Raw genomic sequence first — 15,383 nt, 5'->3', positions numbered from 1 at the left:
TGCTGGCTGCTTTCCTGACTGCTGGACTTTTTTATGGCGTTGCTTAAGGTTGTTTTTCGCCAGTTTCGCTGGCCTTTCATTGGCGTGATCCTGCTGACGCTGCTCAGCGCCGCGCTCGGCATCGCCATGATCGCCTATATCAACAGCGAAATGATCTCGGCCATCAATACCTCTTTCTCGGTGCTGCCTGGCTTTTTGCTACAGCTGGTGCTGCTGATGGCGGTAACGCTCGCCGCCCAGCTGGCGCTGACGCTGCTGGGACACCAGTTTGTCTGGCGTCTGCGCGGCGAATTTATCAAGCGTATTCTGGATACCCGCGTCGAGCGGCTGGAGCAGATCGGCAACGCGCAGCTGCTCGCCGGGCTGACCAGCGATATCCGCGCGATCACCATCGCCTTCGTGCGTCTGCCGGAGCTGATACAGGGCATTATTATCACCCTGGGCTGCGCGCTTTATCTCGCCTGGCTCTCGCCGAAAATGCTGATGGTCTCCAGCCTGTGGATGGCGGTCACGCTGGTGGGCGGCTGGCTGCTGGTGTCGCGCGTTTATCGTCATATGGCGAAACTGCGCGAGGTCGAAGATGACCTTTATCGCGATTTTCAGACGGTGACGGAAGGGCGTAAAGAGCTGCATCTCAACCGCGAGCGCGCCCAGCTGATCTACGAAACCGTTTATCAGGAAGATGCGAACGCCTACCGTCACCATATCGTGCGCGCCGATACCTACCATCTCAGCGCGGTAAACTGGTCGAATATTATGACGCTCGGCGCTATTGGCATGGTGTTTTTCATGGCCAACAGCCTGGGCTGGGCCAATACCGCGGTGGCGGCCACCTTCTCGCTGACGCTGCTGTTCCTGCGTACGCCGCTGCTGTCGGCGGTCGGCGCGCTGCCGACGCTGCTCAGCGCCCAGGTGGCGTTTCGCAAGCTGAACGCCTTCGATCTGGCGCCCTATCAGGAGGGCTTCCATACGCTGCCGCCGCTGGCGGCGTGGCGCACGCTGGAACTGCGCGATGTCCGCTTCCACTACGGACAAAACGGCTTTGAAGTCGGGCCGATTAACCTGACGCTGCGGCGCGGCGAGCTGATATTTCTGATCGGCGGCAACGGCAGCGGCAAGTCGACGCTGGCGATGCTGCTGACCGGGCTCTATCAACCGCTCAGCGGCACGCTGCTGCTGGATGGCAAGCCTATCGGCGCGGAGGATCGCGATCGCTGGCGTAAGCACTTCTCCGCGGTGTTTACCGACGTGCATCTGTTCGATCGGCTGATTGGGCGCGAGGGCGCGCCCGCCAGTCCTAAACTGGTGCAGGCCTGGCTTGAGCGCCTGAAAATGCAGGACAAGCTGAAAATCGAAGGCAATAAAATCCTTAACCTGCAGCTGTCGAAAGGGCAGAGCAAGCGGGTAGCGCTGCTGCTGGCGGCGGCGGAAGAGCGCGACGTGCTGCTGCTGGATGAGTGGGCGGCGGATCAGGATCCCCATTTCCGGCGCGTCTTCTATCGCGAGCTGCTGCCCTGGCTGCAGGCGTCAGGCAAAACCGTGTTCGCCATCAGCCATGACGACCACTACTTTATGCATGCCGATCGCCTGCTGGAGATGCGCGAAGGCAAACTCAGCGAGCTGACCGGACGCGAGCGCGAGATGGCGACGCTGGATGCGGTGCAGCGCACCGATGCGCTTTATCAGCAGGATGAGAAAGCTTAGCGGAAAGGGTTAGTGGCATAGCGCCCACGGCAGGCGGTAAGCTGACCCCGGCAAAAACAGCGGTTTTTGCCTCCCTGGAATATTTTCTGTCGTCTTGTGTTTGTACCGGCTCAGCCCCTTTGCTCAGCCGGTTTTTTATTGCCTGCCACGGGATGGGTCAGCAGCGTCAGCACCCGATCCGCCTCTAGCTGAAATTCCGCCTCCAGCCGCGTACCGGCGGCAAAGGTGGTGCTAAATGTCTGGTTCAATGCGAGCACGGCTCTGCCTGCGGCGATATCCGCCTCCAGCAGGCTCGCCTGATGGAAATCCATCGGCTGATGCAGCTGCGGCCAAAGCGCCTTGTACAGGCTCTCCTTAAGCGAGAAGAGCAGCGTCGCGGCCAGCGAAAAGGGCAGCCTGAGCGCGCGCAGCTGCGCTTTTTCATCGCTGCTCATCAGCAGCGCGGCGGTCTCCTCAGCCGTGCGCAGGCTCATCACGCTTTCGATATCGACGCCAACGCAGCGCGGCTGGCGCGTTGCCGCCAGCGCCACTGCGCCGTCGGTGTGCGACAGCGACGCCTGAAGGCCGTCTGGCCAGCGGGGAGAGCGATCGCTGTGGTTTTGCAGCAGGAAACCGGCGATGCCCATCTGGCCCATCACCTCGCGCGCCAGCCAGCGGCTGGCCAGATATTCGGCGCGGCGCTTCTTTACCGCCTGCTGCAGCGCGGGCGGAAAAGGCAGATTCCAGCGCACGCCTAAACTGTCGTCATAGCGATCAAGGTCGAAGCGCGCCTGCGCCAGCAGGGTATTGCCACCTCGCAGATGCGCACAGCGAATGAAGCCGCCTTCGGGAGGCGGCAGAGAAATGTTCTGAGAATTCATCAGGGTCCACGGCGGCGCACAAAAGGGCATTAAAGCAGCCCGCCATGGCTGGAGCAACCGCTTAGTCGTTAGGCGGAATGGCAAAGCCCTTTACGGAAACAACGAAGTGATGGTGACCTCTGGTGATACGCGCGCCGCGCTCGCACCAGCGTGATGCCAGGCGAAAAAAATCGTCGCTGCCGATATTGTAAGCCAGTTCCACTTTGCTGACGCCTGAGTGAAGCAGTTCTTCCGCATCCTGCAGGCTCTTCGCTTTGATAACCATAGTAATATCCATCCGATATTCAGAGTCATTAAGATTAATGATCTTTTATGACATTTTTGTTTCAGTAAGGTTAAAAAGCGCAGCGGTCTGTGGAATTTGTGAGAAAGATCAGAGTCGACTGCAAAAAGTTGAAAGCTGGAAGAGGAGACGCTGTCGCACCTGACGGGGAGAGATCGGCTTGCCCGGTGGGCTGCGGCCAGTAAAAAGGCCGCACGCGGCGGCCTTTGTGGGTCACTACTTCTGATCCGGTTCAGGACGTTTGTCGCCTGACTCCGGCGCATTGTTTGGATCGTCTTTTTCAATGTAATGCATAAACTCTCCTCTTTTTACCCACACACAGGTCAGTATAGACCCCTTTTTCATCCTGTGGCGAAGCGGGCGGGGTTCAGCAGCGCACTGATAAAAGCGGCGACGGGCGACATTAGGCCGGTTTTCAGGGCGCTGGTGGGTTTTCGGCTATTAATGCGGAGCGTGAAAAAGGATGTTGCGCGAGCGGGGCGCCACGGCTGGCAGGCATAAAAAAAGCAGCCTTAACAGGCTGCTTTAGTTGGGAATTTTGGTCGGCACGAGAGGATTTGAACCTCCGACCCCTGACACCCCATGACAGTGCGCTACCAGGCTGCGCTACGTGCCGAACAGTGGGGCTTAGTCTACTGTTTCTCTGGCGGAATGCAAGCAGCGGCCGTCTAACTGCCTCATAATTAATCAGTTAGCGATAAAACGCTTCTCTTCCGTCAGCACCTGCAGCAGTAACGCCAGCTGCGGCTTATGATCTTTCAGGGCGTTGCCCTGCGCGTCGTAAGCGCGATAGCTGCCGTTATTGTTAAGCACCAGCGTCACCCGCGGCGTCGTTACCACCAGGCGATTCTCTTCGCTGCTGGCGACCCAGTCGTGGCGACGCTGGGCGGCGAAGAGATCTTCTCCCTGCGAATAGTTCACCGGGTTGGTGCGCACGTGCAGCAGGCGCAGCATCAGCGTCGCCATCACATCCTGATGATTGGTAAGACGATCGATGGTCTGCGCAGGGGTGTCCGGCCAGTGGATGACCAGCGGAACCTGCAGGGTCGCGCGGTTGCCCACGCTGTCGAGGTTGCCATTCAGCGCCACGCCCTGCTGCGCGGTGATCACCACCACGGTATTTTTCAGCAGATCGCGCTGCTGTAGGGTGGCGAGCACATGGTGAATTTGCTCGTCAATCGATGCAGCCTGGCGCAGGTAGCTACGCTGGCGGGTTTTCACCGTGGTGCCGCTCAGATCGACGCCGTCCAGCGCCAGCCAGGAGAACCAGGGATTGCCGTCGCCTTTCTGGCCGTTCAGCCAGTTCTGCCACTGGGTGACGGTGCTGGCGTTAGGCTGGCTGTCGGTGGTGGGCAGCGTGTAGTCCGTCAGCAGCGCCTGGCGATAGAGCGGCTGGTTGAAGCCTTCCGATGAGAAAAGCCCGAACTGGTAGCCCTGCGAACTGAGCGCGCCGAGCAGCGCCGACGGCATACGCGCCGCCAGCACCCCATCCATATAGCTGGCGGAAATGCCGTAGAACAGGCCAAACAGCCCTTTCTCCGGCAGGTCGCCAGCGCTGAAGTGCTGGGTAAAGCGCACATTATCGCTGGCGAACTGATTAAGCTGCGGCAGCGCTTGCGCCATATCGCCTGCGTTCAGCGTCTTCACGGTGATCACCAGCAAATTATTGCGCGTGCCGCCGTCGCGGAAGGCGATATCGCTGAGCGGATACTGCACCGAAACCGCTTCCGGATCGCCTTGCTGGATCAGGCGCTGCTGGTAAGCCTGCGCGTCCAGCAGACCGTGGCGCTCGAGGAAGCGTCGCGCGGTCATTGGATAGGAGAGCGGCAGGTTGGCGCGCTGCATGGTGATTGGGCGATAGAAGTTAGCATCGGCCCAGATATAGAGCAGATGGCTGGCAAAAAAGGCGCTGATAAACAGCGCCGCCAGCGGCTTACCGAACGATCGCCGGTTCAGGCTGCGCAGCTTTTGCCAGCTCCAGGTGGCGAAGAGCATCTCCACGAGGAAAATCAGCGGCACGCTGATAAACATCAGCTGCCAGTCGCGCGCCATCTCGCTCTGGTCGGGGTTGATCACCAGCTCCCACACCACCGGATTAAGGTGCAGGTGGAAGCGGTTGAACACCGCGCTGTCTACCATAATCAGCGTCAGCCCGACGGTGGCGATAATCGCCGACAGGACGCGCAGCAGCCGCTGCGACATCACCACAAAGGTCAGCGGAAATATCGCCAGCAGATAGACGGCGAACACAATAAAGCTGAAGTGGCCGATCCAGCTGCTAAAGGCGTAAATGCGCCCGGCGAGCGACGCGGGCCAGTCGGCAACCACCAGATAGCGGCTGCCTAAAATCAACGCGAATAAAATATTAAACAGAGCAAACCAGTGCCCCCAACTGATCATCTGGGACACTTTTTCGCGGTAGCGCTGCCGGTTGGTTACCATATTATGCGATCAAATAGGCGATTAATGGGCGTTGTCGTCGCGCACGGAGGCCTGCAGGGCTTCCGCGAAAGAACGTGCCAGAGAACGGCGCTGCGCCGGGGCAACGTCGCTGTTGATCACGTTGGTCACCATATTCCCCAGCACCATCAGGGAAAGGTCGGTCGGCGCATTGTCTTTCTGCAGCACCTGGGCCAGTTGCGCGAGGAGTTTTTCCACGCGTTCGTCGCTGTAACGGGATGATTGTGGCATATCGTCGACTAATCTCGTTTCAAAAGGCGATATAGTACCGTAACAACAGGGTTTTTACCGCAATTTTATCGAAAGCGCATCGATCGGCTAAAGCATGGAGTTGAAAGCCGATGCGGGCGGTGTTTGAATACGCGCCTGAACTTAAAGGAGAGTCTACCATGAGTCTGGATATCGACCAGATTGCCCTGCATCAGCTGATCAAGCGCGACGAGAATCAGCTTGAGCTGGTGCTGCGCGATACGCTGCTGCCCGCCAACGCCACCGTGGAAGCGATGGTAGAAGAGCTGCACCGCGTCTACAGCGCAAAAAATAAAGCCTACGGCCTGTTTAACCCGGAGAGCGAACTGGCGGAGGCGCTGCGCAACTGCCGCAAAGGCAATGACGACTTCCTGGCGTTCAGCCGCGCGGCGACCGGCCGCCTGCGCGACGAACTGGCTAAATATCCTTTCGCCGAAGGCGGGGTGGTGCTCTTTGTTCACTACCGCTATCTGGCGGTGGAGTATCTGCTGATAGCGGTGCTTAACAGCCAGCGCAGCATGCGCGTCAACGAGCAGCTCGACATCAGCAGCACGCACTATCTCGACATCAACCATGCCGATATCGTGGCGCGCATCGACCTGACCGAATGGGAGCTGACGCCGGAATCGACCCGCTATCTGACCTTCCTGCGCGGACGGGTAGGGCGCAAAGTCGCCGATTTCTTTATGGACTTCCTCGGCGCCAGCGTTGGCCTGGATACCAAAGCGCAAAACCGCGGTCTGCTGCAGGCGGTAGATGACTACTGCGCCGAGTCGGATCTGGATAAAAGCGAGCGGCAGAACTATCGCCAGCAGGTTTACAGCTACTGCAACGAACAGCTGCAGGCGGGCGAGGAGATCGCGCTGGAGGAGCTGTCGAAAGAGCTGCCGCCGCTCGGCGAAAAATCCTTTCAGGCCTTTACTCAGGAGCAGGGCTACGAGCTGGAAGAGCATTTTCCGGCGGATCGCAGCACGCTGCGCCAGCTGACTAAATTTGCCGGCAGCGGCGGCGGTCTGACGCTCAATTTTGACGCCGGGCTGCTGGGCGAGCGCGTTTTCTGGGATCCGGCCACCGATACCTTAACCATCAAAGGCACGCCGCCGAACCTGCGCGATCAGCTGCAGCGCCGCACCAGCGGCAAGTAGGCGTCAGCCAGCCAAAAAAAAACGCCGCATAAGCGGCGTTTTTTATGTCGATTCGCAGGCGATTACGCGCGTACGAAGTCGATGTGGTGCAGTTTTGGCTTGAACGGGTGACGCTGAACGGCCTGCACTTTCACGTTGGTTTCTTTACCGTCGACAACCAGAGTCAGCACGTCGGTGTAGAACCCAGGTTTAGCCTGCATGTTCATCACGGCGTCGTGATCCAGTTCGATAGAAACAGCGGCTTCGCTGCCACCATAGATGATGGCCGGGAATTTGTTCGCTGTGCGCAGGCGGCGGCTCGCACCCTTACCCTGCTCTTTACGTACTTCTGCGTTGATGGTCAACATGGTTATGTCTCTTCAATAATTCCTGCTACAGGCGACCCAGCAGCAGGCAGGTTGTTCAAAGGCGATTGCGAATGCAAAAGCGGGCGGCAGTATAGCGGTAATGGGCGAGGCGGGCAAATGATTCCGCCGCTTAGCGCAGCTCATTGGCGCGACGAAAGCGGCCCTGATAGTCGAAAAGCTTCTCGCGCACCTGCCAGAATTGCCCTTTAGCGCGCGCTACCACGAAATCGGGATGGCGCAGCAGCGGCTGCAGCGCCACCACGTCGGCCGCGGTTTGCCAGCCGAGCGGCACGCCCGGCGCGCGCTGGTGCGGGCGCATAAAGAGCTGCTCAAACGCCTTGCGCTGCGCGGGCGTGCGCAAACGGAAGCGCTCGTCAACGCTGGTGCCGTCCTCGTCGAAATAGGTCGCTTTTAGCCATTCGCCGCTATCGTCGCGGCCGTGCGTCAGCGTCATGCCGCCGCAGCGCAGCACCAGCGCGTCCTTGAGCTTCAGCGCCGCCTTCAGCATATCGTCAGGATCGACCAGTATTTTGTCGCACTGATGGCAGCGCCGCGCCGCAATATCATTTTCCGCGCCGCAGTCGGGACAGCTTTTAAACCGGAAGCGAAAATCGCACTGCTCGCGATGGCCTTCGTCATCTTCCAGCACGCCCTGACAGCGGCGGCCGAAGTGCTCAATAATCATGCCGTCTGCGGTGGTTTTGCCCCAGAAGGTGTTGGCAAAGCCGCAGGCGGGGCAGAACACCTGCACCGGCTCATTGTCGCTGGCCCCTTTCGGCGCGCCCACTTCCGGCGTAAAGAGATCGTGCGGGTTGCCGGCGTAGTCGAGGATCAGGCAGTCGGTTTTGCCCGGCGACAGGCGCAGCCCGCGGCCGACGATCTGCTGATAGAGGCTGACCGATTCGGTGGGGCGTAAAATAGCGATAAGATCGACGTGGGGCGCATCGAAGCCGGTGGTCAGCACCGCGACATTGACCAGAAACTTCAGCTGCTGCGCCTTAAAGGCGGCGATGGTCGCATCGCGCTCTTTCGCCGGCGTCTCCGCCGAAATCAGCGCGCTGTTGGCGGGCAGCAGCGTCAGGATCTCGCGCGCGTGCTCTACCGTAGAGGCAAATAGCATCACCCCGCGCCGATCTTCGGCGAACTCAAGGATCTGGCTGATGATATGCGGCGTCACGCGCTGCTGCTGCTTCAGCTCGCGGTTGAGATCCGACTCGCTGAACAACCCGTTGGCCTGCGCCGTCAGGCGGCTGAAGTCATACTGCACCACCGGCATATCGAGCCGCTCCGGCGGCACCAGAAAGCCGTGCTTGATCATATAGCGCAGCGGCAGTTCGTAGATACAGTCGCGAAACAGCGCCTTTTCGTCGCCGCGCACCATGCCGTGATAGTGGAAGTGATAGATCCAGCCCTTGCCGAGGCGAAACGGGGTCGCCGTCAGGCCCAGCAGGCGCAGCTGCGGGTTATGCTGGCGCAGATGGGTAAAGATCTGCTGATACTGGCTGTTGTCGTCATCGCTGATGCGGTGGCACTCGTCGACAATCACCAGCGAAAAGGCGCTGTCGAACTGCGCCAGATTGCGCGCGACCGACTGCACGCTGCCGAATACCACCTTGCGCTGGCTCTCTTTGCGCTGCAGGCCGGCGGCGAAGATATCCGCTTCCAGGCCGTAGGCCTGATATTTGCTGTGGTTCTGCTCCACCAGCTCTTTAACGTGCGCCAGTACCAGCACGCGGCCGCGCGCCAGCCGCGCCAGCTCGGCGATCACCAGGCTTTTGCCGGCGCCGGTAGGCAGCACAATCACCGCCGGCTCGGCGTGTTGACGAAAATGGTTAAGGGTCGCGTTAACCGCGTCTTGCTGATAGGGACGTAGAGTAAAAGCCATTGCCGATCACTTTTGCGAAACTGAGCGAGATTATGCCATGAAAATGGATGAAACGCAGGAACGGCTCTGTGCGGCAGCGGTGGTTCAAGATATACTTCCCATACTTTTTCAACGGGTAAAACCCCGTTTCAGTTTCCCTCCGCAGTAACAGGCAAAGCGAATTCATGCGACTCGACAAATTCATCTCTCAGCAACTGGAAGTCAGCCGGGCTATCGCCGGGCGTGAGATCCGGGCGCAAAAAGTCACCGTTAACGGCGAAGTGGTACGCGACACCGCCTTTAAAATCCAGCCCGAGCATGAGGTGGAATATGATGGCAATCCGCTGCATCTGCAGGTTGGGCCGCGCTACTTTATGCTGAACAAGCCGCAGGGCTATGTCTGCTCCACCGACGATCCCGATCACCCGACTATCCTCTACTTTATCGAAGAGCCAACCGCGTGGAAGCTGCACGCCGCGGGCCGTCTCGATATCGACACCACCGGGCTGGTGCTGCTGACCGATGACGGCCAGTGGTCACACCGCATTACCTCGCCGCGCCACCACTGCGAGAAAACCTACCGCGTGATGCTGGAGCATCCCGTCGCCGCGGATGTGGCGCAGCAGTTCGCCGAGGGTATTCAGCTGCACGGCGAAAAATCGCTTACCCAGCCGGCGCAAATGGAAGAAATTACGCCGACCGAGGTGCTGCTGACCCTTAGCGAAGGGCGCTATCATCAGGTGAAGCGCATGTTTGCCGCCGTTGGCAACCGCGTGGTCGGGCTGCACCGCGAGCGCATCGGCGATATCGTGCTGGATGCGGATCTGGAGCCGGGCGAATATCGTCCGCTGACGGAAGATGAAATTAACAGCGTTGGGCTGCCCGACGAGTTAAAGCAGAAATAGCGGAGCGGCCGTGCGCAAGGAAAAAAATTCAGCTGCGGGACTGGTGGTGATTCTGGGATTGCTGGCGATGCTGATGCCGCTTTCCATCGATATGTATCTGCCCGCGATGCCGCAGATCGCCCGCGAATTCGGCGTGGCGGCGGGCAGCGTGCAGATGACCCTTAACCTCTATATCCTGGGATTCGCCATCGGCCAGCTGGTATATGGCCCGCTGGCGGACAGCTACGGCCGCAAGCCGGTGATCGTGCTCGGCACGCTGATCTTCGCCTGCGCGGCGGCGGCCTGCGCGCTGGCGCAGACCATCGACCAGCTGATTCTGATGCGCTTTCTGCACGGCCTTTCCGCAGCGGCGGCCAGCGTGGTGATTAACGCCCTGATGCGCGACAGCTACTCGAAAGAGGACTTCTCGCGCATGATGTCGTTTGTCATGCTGATCACCACCATCGCGCCGCTGCTGGCGCCGATTATCGGCGGCTGGCTGCTGCTGGCGTGGGACTGGCACGCGATTTTCTGGACGCTCTCGATCGCCGCCCTGATCACTACCGTGATGGTGATGACGCAGATCCGCGAGACGCTCAGGCCGGAGCAGCGCCAGCGTTTTCACCTGCGCACCATGCTGGGCAATTTCGTTACGCTGTTTCGCCACAAGCGCGCCTTTAGCTATATGCTGGCGAGCGGCTTCTCCTTTGCCGGGCTGTTTACCTTTCTCAACGCCGGTCCTTTTGTCTATATCGAGGTGAACCACGTTTCGCCGCAGAACTTCGGCTACTACTTTGCGCTGAACGTGGTGTTTCTGTTTGTGATGACGCTGATCAACAGCCGGGCGGTGCGCCGCTTTGGTCCGCTGGCGATGTTTCGCACCGGGCTGGTGATTCAGTTTGCCATGGGGATCTGGCTGCTGGCGGTGAGCGCGCTGCATATGGGGTTTATTCCCATGGTGCTGGGCGTCGCGATGTTTATCGGCTGCGTGTCGATGGTCTCCTCCAACGCCATGGCGGTGATCCTCGATGAGTTTCCCCATATGGCGGGCACCGCGTCGTCGCTGGCGGGGACGCTGCGGTTTGGCGTCGGCGCGCTGGTTGGCGCGCTGCTGTCGACCGCCACCTTTAACAGCGCCTGGCCGATGGTCGGCACCATCGCGGCGTGCGCCACATGTTCGATGCTTTTCTTTTTGTACGCCTCACGTCCTCGCGCGACCGGACACTAACCCGGTCCTGGCCCGCTAACGGACGCACCTCAGGGATGAGGTGCGCAGTAAAAATCCCTTTTTCCGCTCCGCTCCCCTGTATTCAGTCCAGTATGTTTCTTAGTTGTGAATATTAATGATTAAGAAAGTAACGAAAATGCGTCTAAACTGATTGTTAACTGTCGATGAACGCGGTACTAATAGGCCAAAATGCGAGCCGACTCGCAAATAACAATCTTTCCACACGTCGTATATTGGGAAACGAGAGAGCAGGCCTTGACGTCCGTTTCTGCCGTTTAGCAGCAACAGCAAGCGTTGTTCATCGTGACCGAAGTGAATCGCTCTGGGGATACCAATTAACTATGCTGCAACTTTCCATCGTGCACCGCCTGCCGCAGCGCTATCGCTGGGCCAGCGAGCTACATAGCGCCATCGTGGCGGAAGAGGGCGTCGCCAATGAGCAGGATCTTATTGCGCTGCGCCTGATTAGCCACGACGGACATCCCGGCTGGGAGATTATGCATCAGCTGCAGGACGCGCTGGCGTCGATTCAGGTGGAGTGCCGGGTGGCCGAATGCGAAGGCTCGCCCTGTCTCTTTATCCTGCGCAGCGACGAAAGCGCCACCAGCTGCTGCCTGAAAAACCAGGGCGTAGCGATCGCGGAAACCTTCAACGGTCACTGAGCTGCGCCGAGGCGAGCAGCTCACGCGTATAGCCTGCGGCAGGCGCGGCGAACAGCGTCTCGCAGTCGCCATGCTCCACCACTTCGCCCTGGCGCAGCACCATCACCTGATGGCACAGCGAGCGCACCACCTGAAGATCGTGACTGATAAAAAGATAGGTCAGCTGACGCTGCTGCTGAAGGCTGCGCAACAGCGTCAGGATCTGTTTCTGCACCGAGCGATCCAGCGATGAGGTCGGCTCATCCAGCACCAGCAGCTGCGGCTCCAGCACCAGCGCACGCGCAATGGCGATCCGCTGCCGCTGACCGCCGGAGAACTCCGCCGCATAGCGGTGACGGCTCTCCGCGTCCAGACCCACTTCCTCCATCGCCGCGATAACGCGCGCCTGCTGTTCGGCAGCGCTGAGATCGGGCTGATGCACCGCCAGCCCCTCGGCGATAATCTGCTGCACCGTCATACGCGGATTGAGCGACGAGTTGGGATCCTGAAACACCACCTGAATGCGGCGGCGCAGCGGCAACAGCTCGCGGCGCGACAGCGCGTGCAGCGGCTGGCCGTCAAACCAGATTTCGCCCTGCGCGGCAATTAGCCGCAGCAGCGCCAGGCCGGTGGTGCTTTTGCCGGAGCCCGATTCGCCCACCAGCCCCAGACTCTCGCCGCGCCGCAGCGTAAAGCTGAGGTTGCTGACGGCGACCTTTTCCGCCACCTGCCGCCTGAAAAGGCCGCGCCGCACCGGGAAACCGACGCGCAGGTTGCGCACCTGCAACAGCGGCGGCGCGCCGTCGCGCAGCGGCACGGCGCGGCCTTCCGGCTCCGCCGCCAGCAGCTGGCGCGTATAGGGATGCTGCGGCTGGCTGAAAAGCAGGCGGCGGCTGCTCTGCTCGACGATATTGCCCTGACGCATCACGCTGACCTTATCCGCCAGCTGCCGCACGATGCCTAAATCATGGGTAATAAACAGCATGGCCATATTGCGTTCGCGCTGCAGATCGCGCAGCAGTCGCAGAATTTGCGCCTGAACGGTGACGTCGAGTGCGGTGGTCGGCTCGTCGGCAATCAGCAGCGAGGGTTCGGTCAGCAGCGCCATGGCGATCATCACGCGCTGGCGCTCGCCGCCCGAGAGCTGATGAGGAAAGTCATTCAGCCGCGCGGCGGCGCTGCGGATGCCGACCCGATCGAGAGCGCTGAGGATCTCCCCGCGCGCCGCCTCGCGCCGCATACCGCGATGCAGTGAGAGCACTTCGTAAAGTTGCTTTTCGAGGGTGTGCAGCGGGTTAAGGGAAACCATCGGCTCCTGAAAAATCATCGCCATCTGGTTGCCGCGCAGCGCGCGCAGCCGCCGCTCGCCGACGCGCAGCAGATCCTCGCCGTTAAAGATAATTTCGCCGGTGGGATAGCTCGCCGGCGGCGCGGGCAGCAGCTGCATCGTCGCAAGCGCCGTCACGCTCTTGCCCGAGCCCGACTCGCCCACCAGCGCCAGGGTTTCGCCCGCGTCGACGCTCAGGGAAACATCCTCTACCACATTGCGCGTGACGCCGCCGCGGGTAAAGGCGACGGAAAGATGATGAATAGCAAGCAGCGACATAATCAGACCCCTCTGGCCGGATCGAAGGCGTCGCGTACCGCTTCGCCAATAAAGATCAGCAGCGACAGCAGGATCGCCAGCGTAAAGAAGCCCGCCAGCCCCAGCCAGGGCGCCTGCAGGTTATTTTTGCCCTGCAGCAGCAGTTCGCCGAGCGACGGCGATCCCACCGGCAGACCAAAGCCGAGAAAGTCGAGCGAGGTCAGCGTGGTAATCGATCCGCACAGAATAAAGGGCAGAAAGGTGAGGGTGGCGACCATCGCATTAGGCAGCATATGCCGCAGCATAATGCGTCCGTCGCTCACCCCCAGCGCCCGCGCGGCACGGATATAGTCGAAGTTGCGCGTGCGCAGAAACTCGGCGCGCACCACGCTCACCAGCCCCATCCAGCCGAAAATCACCGTCACCAGCAGCAGCCACCAGAAGTCAGGCTGGATCACGCTGGAGAGCAGGATCAGCAAAAACAGCGCGGGCATGCCGGACCAGACCTCAATCACGCGCTGGCCGATCAGATCGACGCGGCCGCCGAAATAGCCCTGCACGGCGCCGACGATAATGCCGATAACGCTGGAAAACAGCGTCAGCAAGATGCCGAACAGCAGCGAAATGCGCGTGCCGTAAAGCAGGCGCGCCAGCACGTCGCCGCCGCTGGCGTCGGTGCCCAGCCAGTTCTGCGCCGAGGGCGGCGAAGGGAAGGGGGTCGAGGTGGCAAAGTTAATGGTGCTGTCGCTAAAGCGGATCGGCGCCCACAGCGCCCAGCCCTGCTGCTCCAGCCTTTTTTGCAGCCAGGGATCCTGATAGTCCGCCGCGGTGGGCAGCGCGCCGCCAAAGTCGCTTTCGCTGTAGCTCACCAGCAGCGGCACGTACCAGTGCTGCTGGTAGCGCACCAGCAGCGGCTTGTCGTTGGCCAGCAGATCGGCACCGAGCGACAGCAGGAAAATCACCAGAAAAATCCACAGCGACCAGTAGCCGCGTCGGTTGTGGCGGAAACGCAGCCAGCGCTGCTGATTAACGGGAGACAAGCGCATCAGCGGCCCTCGAAATCGATACGGGGATCGACCAGCGTGTAGGTCAGGTCGCTGAGGATATTCATCAGCAGACCGATCAGGGTAAAAATATAGAGCGTGCCGAACATCACCGGATAGTCGCGCTGGATGGTGGCGTCATAGCCCAGCAGGCCCAGGCCGTTCAGCGAGAACATCACCTCGATCAGCACCGAGCTGGTAAAAAACATGCTGATAAAGGTGGCGGGGAAGCTGGCGATCACCAGCAGCATGGCGTTACGGAACACATGGTGATAGAGGATGCGCCGCTCGCTCACCCCTTTGGCGCGCGCCGTCACCACATACTGCTTGCGGATCTCATCGAGAAAGCTGTTTTTGGTCAGCATGGTCAGGGTGGCGAAACCGCCAATTACCGTCGCCAGCACCGGCAGGCTGATGTGCCACAGGTAATCGCCGATCTTGCCGTACCAGGAGAGGGAGTCAAACTGCGGCGAGGTAAGGCCGCGCAGGGGAAACCAGTCAAGATAGCTGCCGCCAGCGAACAGCACGATCAGCATGATACCGAACAGGAAGGCAGGCACCGAGTAGCCGATGATAATAAAGGTGCTGCTCCAGATGTCGAAGGCGCTGCCGTTGCGCACCGCTTTTTTAATGCCCAGCGGAATCGACACCAGATAGATAATCAGCGTGCTCCATAGCCCAAGGCTGATGGAGACCGGCAGGCTCTCTTTTATCAGCTGCAGTACCGATGCGCTGCGGAACAGGCTGTCGCCGAAGTTGAAGCGCACATAGTTCCACAGCATCTCCACGTAGCGCTGCCATATCGGCTTGTCAAAGCCGTAGCGCTTTTTGATTTCGGCAATCACTTCTGGATCGAGGCCGCGCGCCCCCCGATACTCGCTGTCGCCCGGGCCGGCGCGGTTGAGCGCGCCGCGTGCGCCGCTCTCGCCGCCGCCTGGCAGACCGGTGGTCTGGCCGAACTGAATGTTAGCCAGCGCCTGATCGACCGGGCCGCCGGGAGCGATCTGCACGATAAAGAAGTTCAGCGTAATAATCGCCCACAGCGTGGGGATAATTAACAGCAGTCTGCGCAAGAAATAGGCGGCCAACT

Annotated in this window: 14 protein-coding genes and 1 tRNA gene; 5 read left to right on the top strand and 10 right to left on the bottom strand. The window is 60.2% G+C overall.

From position 1 onward, the window contains the following. Positions 1-33 precede the first annotated feature (33 nt). A complete protein-coding gene (locus MHZ97_RS09300) occupies positions 34-1,704 on the top strand; it encodes a multidrug ABC transporter permease/ATP-binding protein (RefSeq protein WP_239314403.1) in 1,671 nt (556 codons plus the stop codon). 110 nt (positions 1,705-1,814) lie between these two features. Here MHZ97_RS09300 and MHZ97_RS09295 read toward each other — a convergent pair whose 3' ends face one another. The 5 genes from MHZ97_RS09295 to MHZ97_RS09275 form a co-directional block, all read right to left on the bottom strand. Further along, a complete protein-coding gene (locus MHZ97_RS09295; protein WP_239314404.1) occupies positions 1,815-2,564 on the bottom strand; it encodes a 4'-phosphopantetheinyl transferase in 750 nt (249 codons plus the stop codon). Between the two features lie 61 nt (positions 2,565-2,625). Then, the gene (locus MHZ97_RS09290) at positions 2,626-2,829 is read right to left on the bottom strand and encodes a hypothetical protein (protein ID WP_103794438.1); all 204 of its coding nucleotides are present in this window, start codon (positions 2,827-2,829) and stop codon (positions 2,626-2,628) included. A gap of 557 nt (positions 2,830-3,386) precedes the next feature. Then, a tRNA-Pro gene (locus MHZ97_RS09285) sits at positions 3,387-3,463 on the bottom strand. 71 nt (positions 3,464-3,534) lie between these two features. After that, a complete protein-coding gene (gene yejM, locus MHZ97_RS09280; protein WP_103794132.1) occupies positions 3,535-5,289 on the bottom strand; it encodes an LPS biosynthesis-modulating metalloenzyme YejM in 1,755 nt (584 codons plus the stop codon). A gap of 21 nt (positions 5,290-5,310) precedes the next feature. Then, complete coding sequence (locus MHZ97_RS09275) at positions 5,311-5,538, bottom strand: YejL family protein (RefSeq protein WP_033750387.1); 228 nt, start codon at positions 5,536-5,538, stop codon at positions 5,311-5,313. A gap of 158 nt (positions 5,539-5,696) precedes the next feature. On the opposite strand from MHZ97_RS09275, the gene yejK reads away from it, so the two are divergent. After that, a complete protein-coding gene (yejK, locus tag MHZ97_RS09270) occupies positions 5,697-6,701 on the top strand; it encodes a nucleoid-associated protein YejK (RefSeq protein WP_239314405.1) in 1,005 nt (334 codons plus the stop codon). 62 nt (positions 6,702-6,763) lie between these two features. Here the strand turns inward: yejK and rplY are convergent, their stop codons facing one another. Beyond that, complete coding sequence (rplY, locus tag MHZ97_RS09265; RefSeq protein WP_103794130.1) at positions 6,764-7,048, bottom strand: 50S ribosomal protein L25; 285 nt, start codon at positions 7,046-7,048, stop codon at positions 6,764-6,766. A gap of 130 nt (positions 7,049-7,178) precedes the next feature. Further along, the gene (locus MHZ97_RS09260) at positions 7,179-8,933 is read right to left on the bottom strand and encodes a DEAD/DEAH box helicase (protein ID WP_239314406.1); all 1,755 of its coding nucleotides are present in this window, start codon (positions 8,931-8,933) and stop codon (positions 7,179-7,181) included. Positions 8,934-9,097: 164 nt separating this feature from the next. Here MHZ97_RS09260 and rsuA point away from each other — a divergent pair, with 164 nt between their 5' ends. The 3 genes from rsuA to MHZ97_RS09245 all read left to right on the top strand — a co-directional run bounded on the left by rsuA (position 9,098) and on the right by MHZ97_RS09245 (position 11,686). Then, complete coding sequence (gene rsuA / locus MHZ97_RS09255; protein ID WP_103794128.1) at positions 9,098-9,817, top strand: 16S rRNA pseudouridine(516) synthase RsuA; 720 nt, start codon at positions 9,098-9,100, stop codon at positions 9,815-9,817. Positions 9,818-9,827: 10 nt separating this feature from the next. Continuing rightward, positions 9,828-11,024 carry a Bcr/CflA family multidrug efflux MFS transporter gene (locus MHZ97_RS09250; RefSeq protein ID WP_103794127.1) on the top strand — a complete coding sequence of 399 codons (1,197 nt, stop codon included), beginning with the start codon at positions 9,828-9,830 and terminating at the stop codon, positions 11,022-11,024. 341 nt (positions 11,025-11,365) lie between these two features. Continuing rightward, positions 11,366-11,686 (top strand): hypothetical protein, encoded by a 321-nt coding sequence (locus tag MHZ97_RS09245; protein WP_033750373.1) that lies wholly within the window; start codon positions 11,366-11,368, stop codon positions 11,684-11,686. Here MHZ97_RS09245 and yejF read toward each other — a convergent pair. From yejF to MHZ97_RS09230, 3 genes are read right to left on the bottom strand one after another with little or no spacing between them, the layout of a single operon-like run. Next, positions 11,673-13,271, bottom strand: coding sequence for a microcin C ABC transporter ATP-binding protein YejF (gene yejF, locus MHZ97_RS09240; protein WP_374044220.1), 1,599 nt, complete (start codon positions 13,269-13,271; stop codon positions 11,673-11,675). The genes MHZ97_RS09245 and yejF overlap by 14 nt on opposite strands. Before the next feature lie 2 nt (positions 13,272-13,273). Then, a complete protein-coding gene (locus tag MHZ97_RS09235; protein ID WP_103794125.1) occupies positions 13,274-14,296 on the bottom strand; it encodes an ABC transporter permease in 1,023 nt (340 codons plus the stop codon). Beyond that, positions 14,296-15,381, bottom strand: a complete 1,086-nt coding sequence (locus MHZ97_RS09230; RefSeq protein WP_239314407.1) for a microcin C ABC transporter permease YejB — start codon at positions 15,379-15,381, stop codon at positions 14,296-14,298. The genes MHZ97_RS09235 and MHZ97_RS09230 overlap by 1 nt, the downstream gene beginning before the upstream one ends. Between the last annotated feature and the right edge of the window lie 2 nt (positions 15,382-15,383).

This window comes from Pantoea sp. ACRSC, from assembly GCF_022346785.1.
GTDB classification, from domain to species: Bacteria; Pseudomonadota; Gammaproteobacteria; order Enterobacterales; family Enterobacteriaceae; genus Pantoea; species Pantoea alvi.
This window is presented reverse-complemented; position numbering and strand designations above follow the sequence as displayed.

Coding starts and splice junctions, on each gene's coding strand:
- MHZ97_RS09300 (WP_239314403.1), top strand. CDS start 34: ATGGCGTTGCTTAAGGTTGTTTTTCGCCAGTTTCGCTGGCCTTTCATT.
- MHZ97_RS09295 (WP_239314404.1), bottom strand. CDS start 2,564: ATGAATTCTCAGAACATTTCTCTGCCGCCTCCCGAAGGCGGCTTCATT.
- MHZ97_RS09290 (WP_103794438.1), bottom strand. CDS start 2,829: ATGGTTATCAAAGCGAAGAGCCTGCAGGATGCGGAAGAACTGCTTCAC.
- yejM (WP_103794132.1), bottom strand. CDS start 5,289: ATGGTAACCAACCGGCAGCGCTACCGCGAAAAAGTGTCCCAGATGATC.
- MHZ97_RS09275 (WP_033750387.1), bottom strand. CDS start 5,538: ATGCCACAATCATCCCGTTACAGCGACGAACGCGTGGAAAAACTCCTC.
- yejK (WP_239314405.1), top strand. CDS start 5,697: ATGAGTCTGGATATCGACCAGATTGCCCTGCATCAGCTGATCAAGCGC.
- rplY (WP_103794130.1), bottom strand. CDS start 7,048: ATGTTGACCATCAACGCAGAAGTACGTAAAGAGCAGGGTAAGGGTGCG.
- MHZ97_RS09260 (WP_239314406.1), bottom strand. CDS start 8,933: ATGGCTTTTACTCTACGTCCCTATCAGCAAGACGCGGTTAACGCGACC.
- rsuA (WP_103794128.1), top strand. CDS start 9,098: ATGCGACTCGACAAATTCATCTCTCAGCAACTGGAAGTCAGCCGGGCT.
- MHZ97_RS09245 (WP_033750373.1), top strand. CDS start 11,366: ATGCTGCAACTTTCCATCGTGCACCGCCTGCCGCAGCGCTATCGCTGG.
- yejF (WP_374044220.1), bottom strand. CDS start 13,271: ATGTCGCTGCTTGCTATTCATCATCTTTCCGTCGCCTTTACCCGCGGC.
- MHZ97_RS09235 (WP_103794125.1), bottom strand. CDS start 14,296: ATGCGCTTGTCTCCCGTTAATCAGCAGCGCTGGCTGCGTTTCCGCCAC.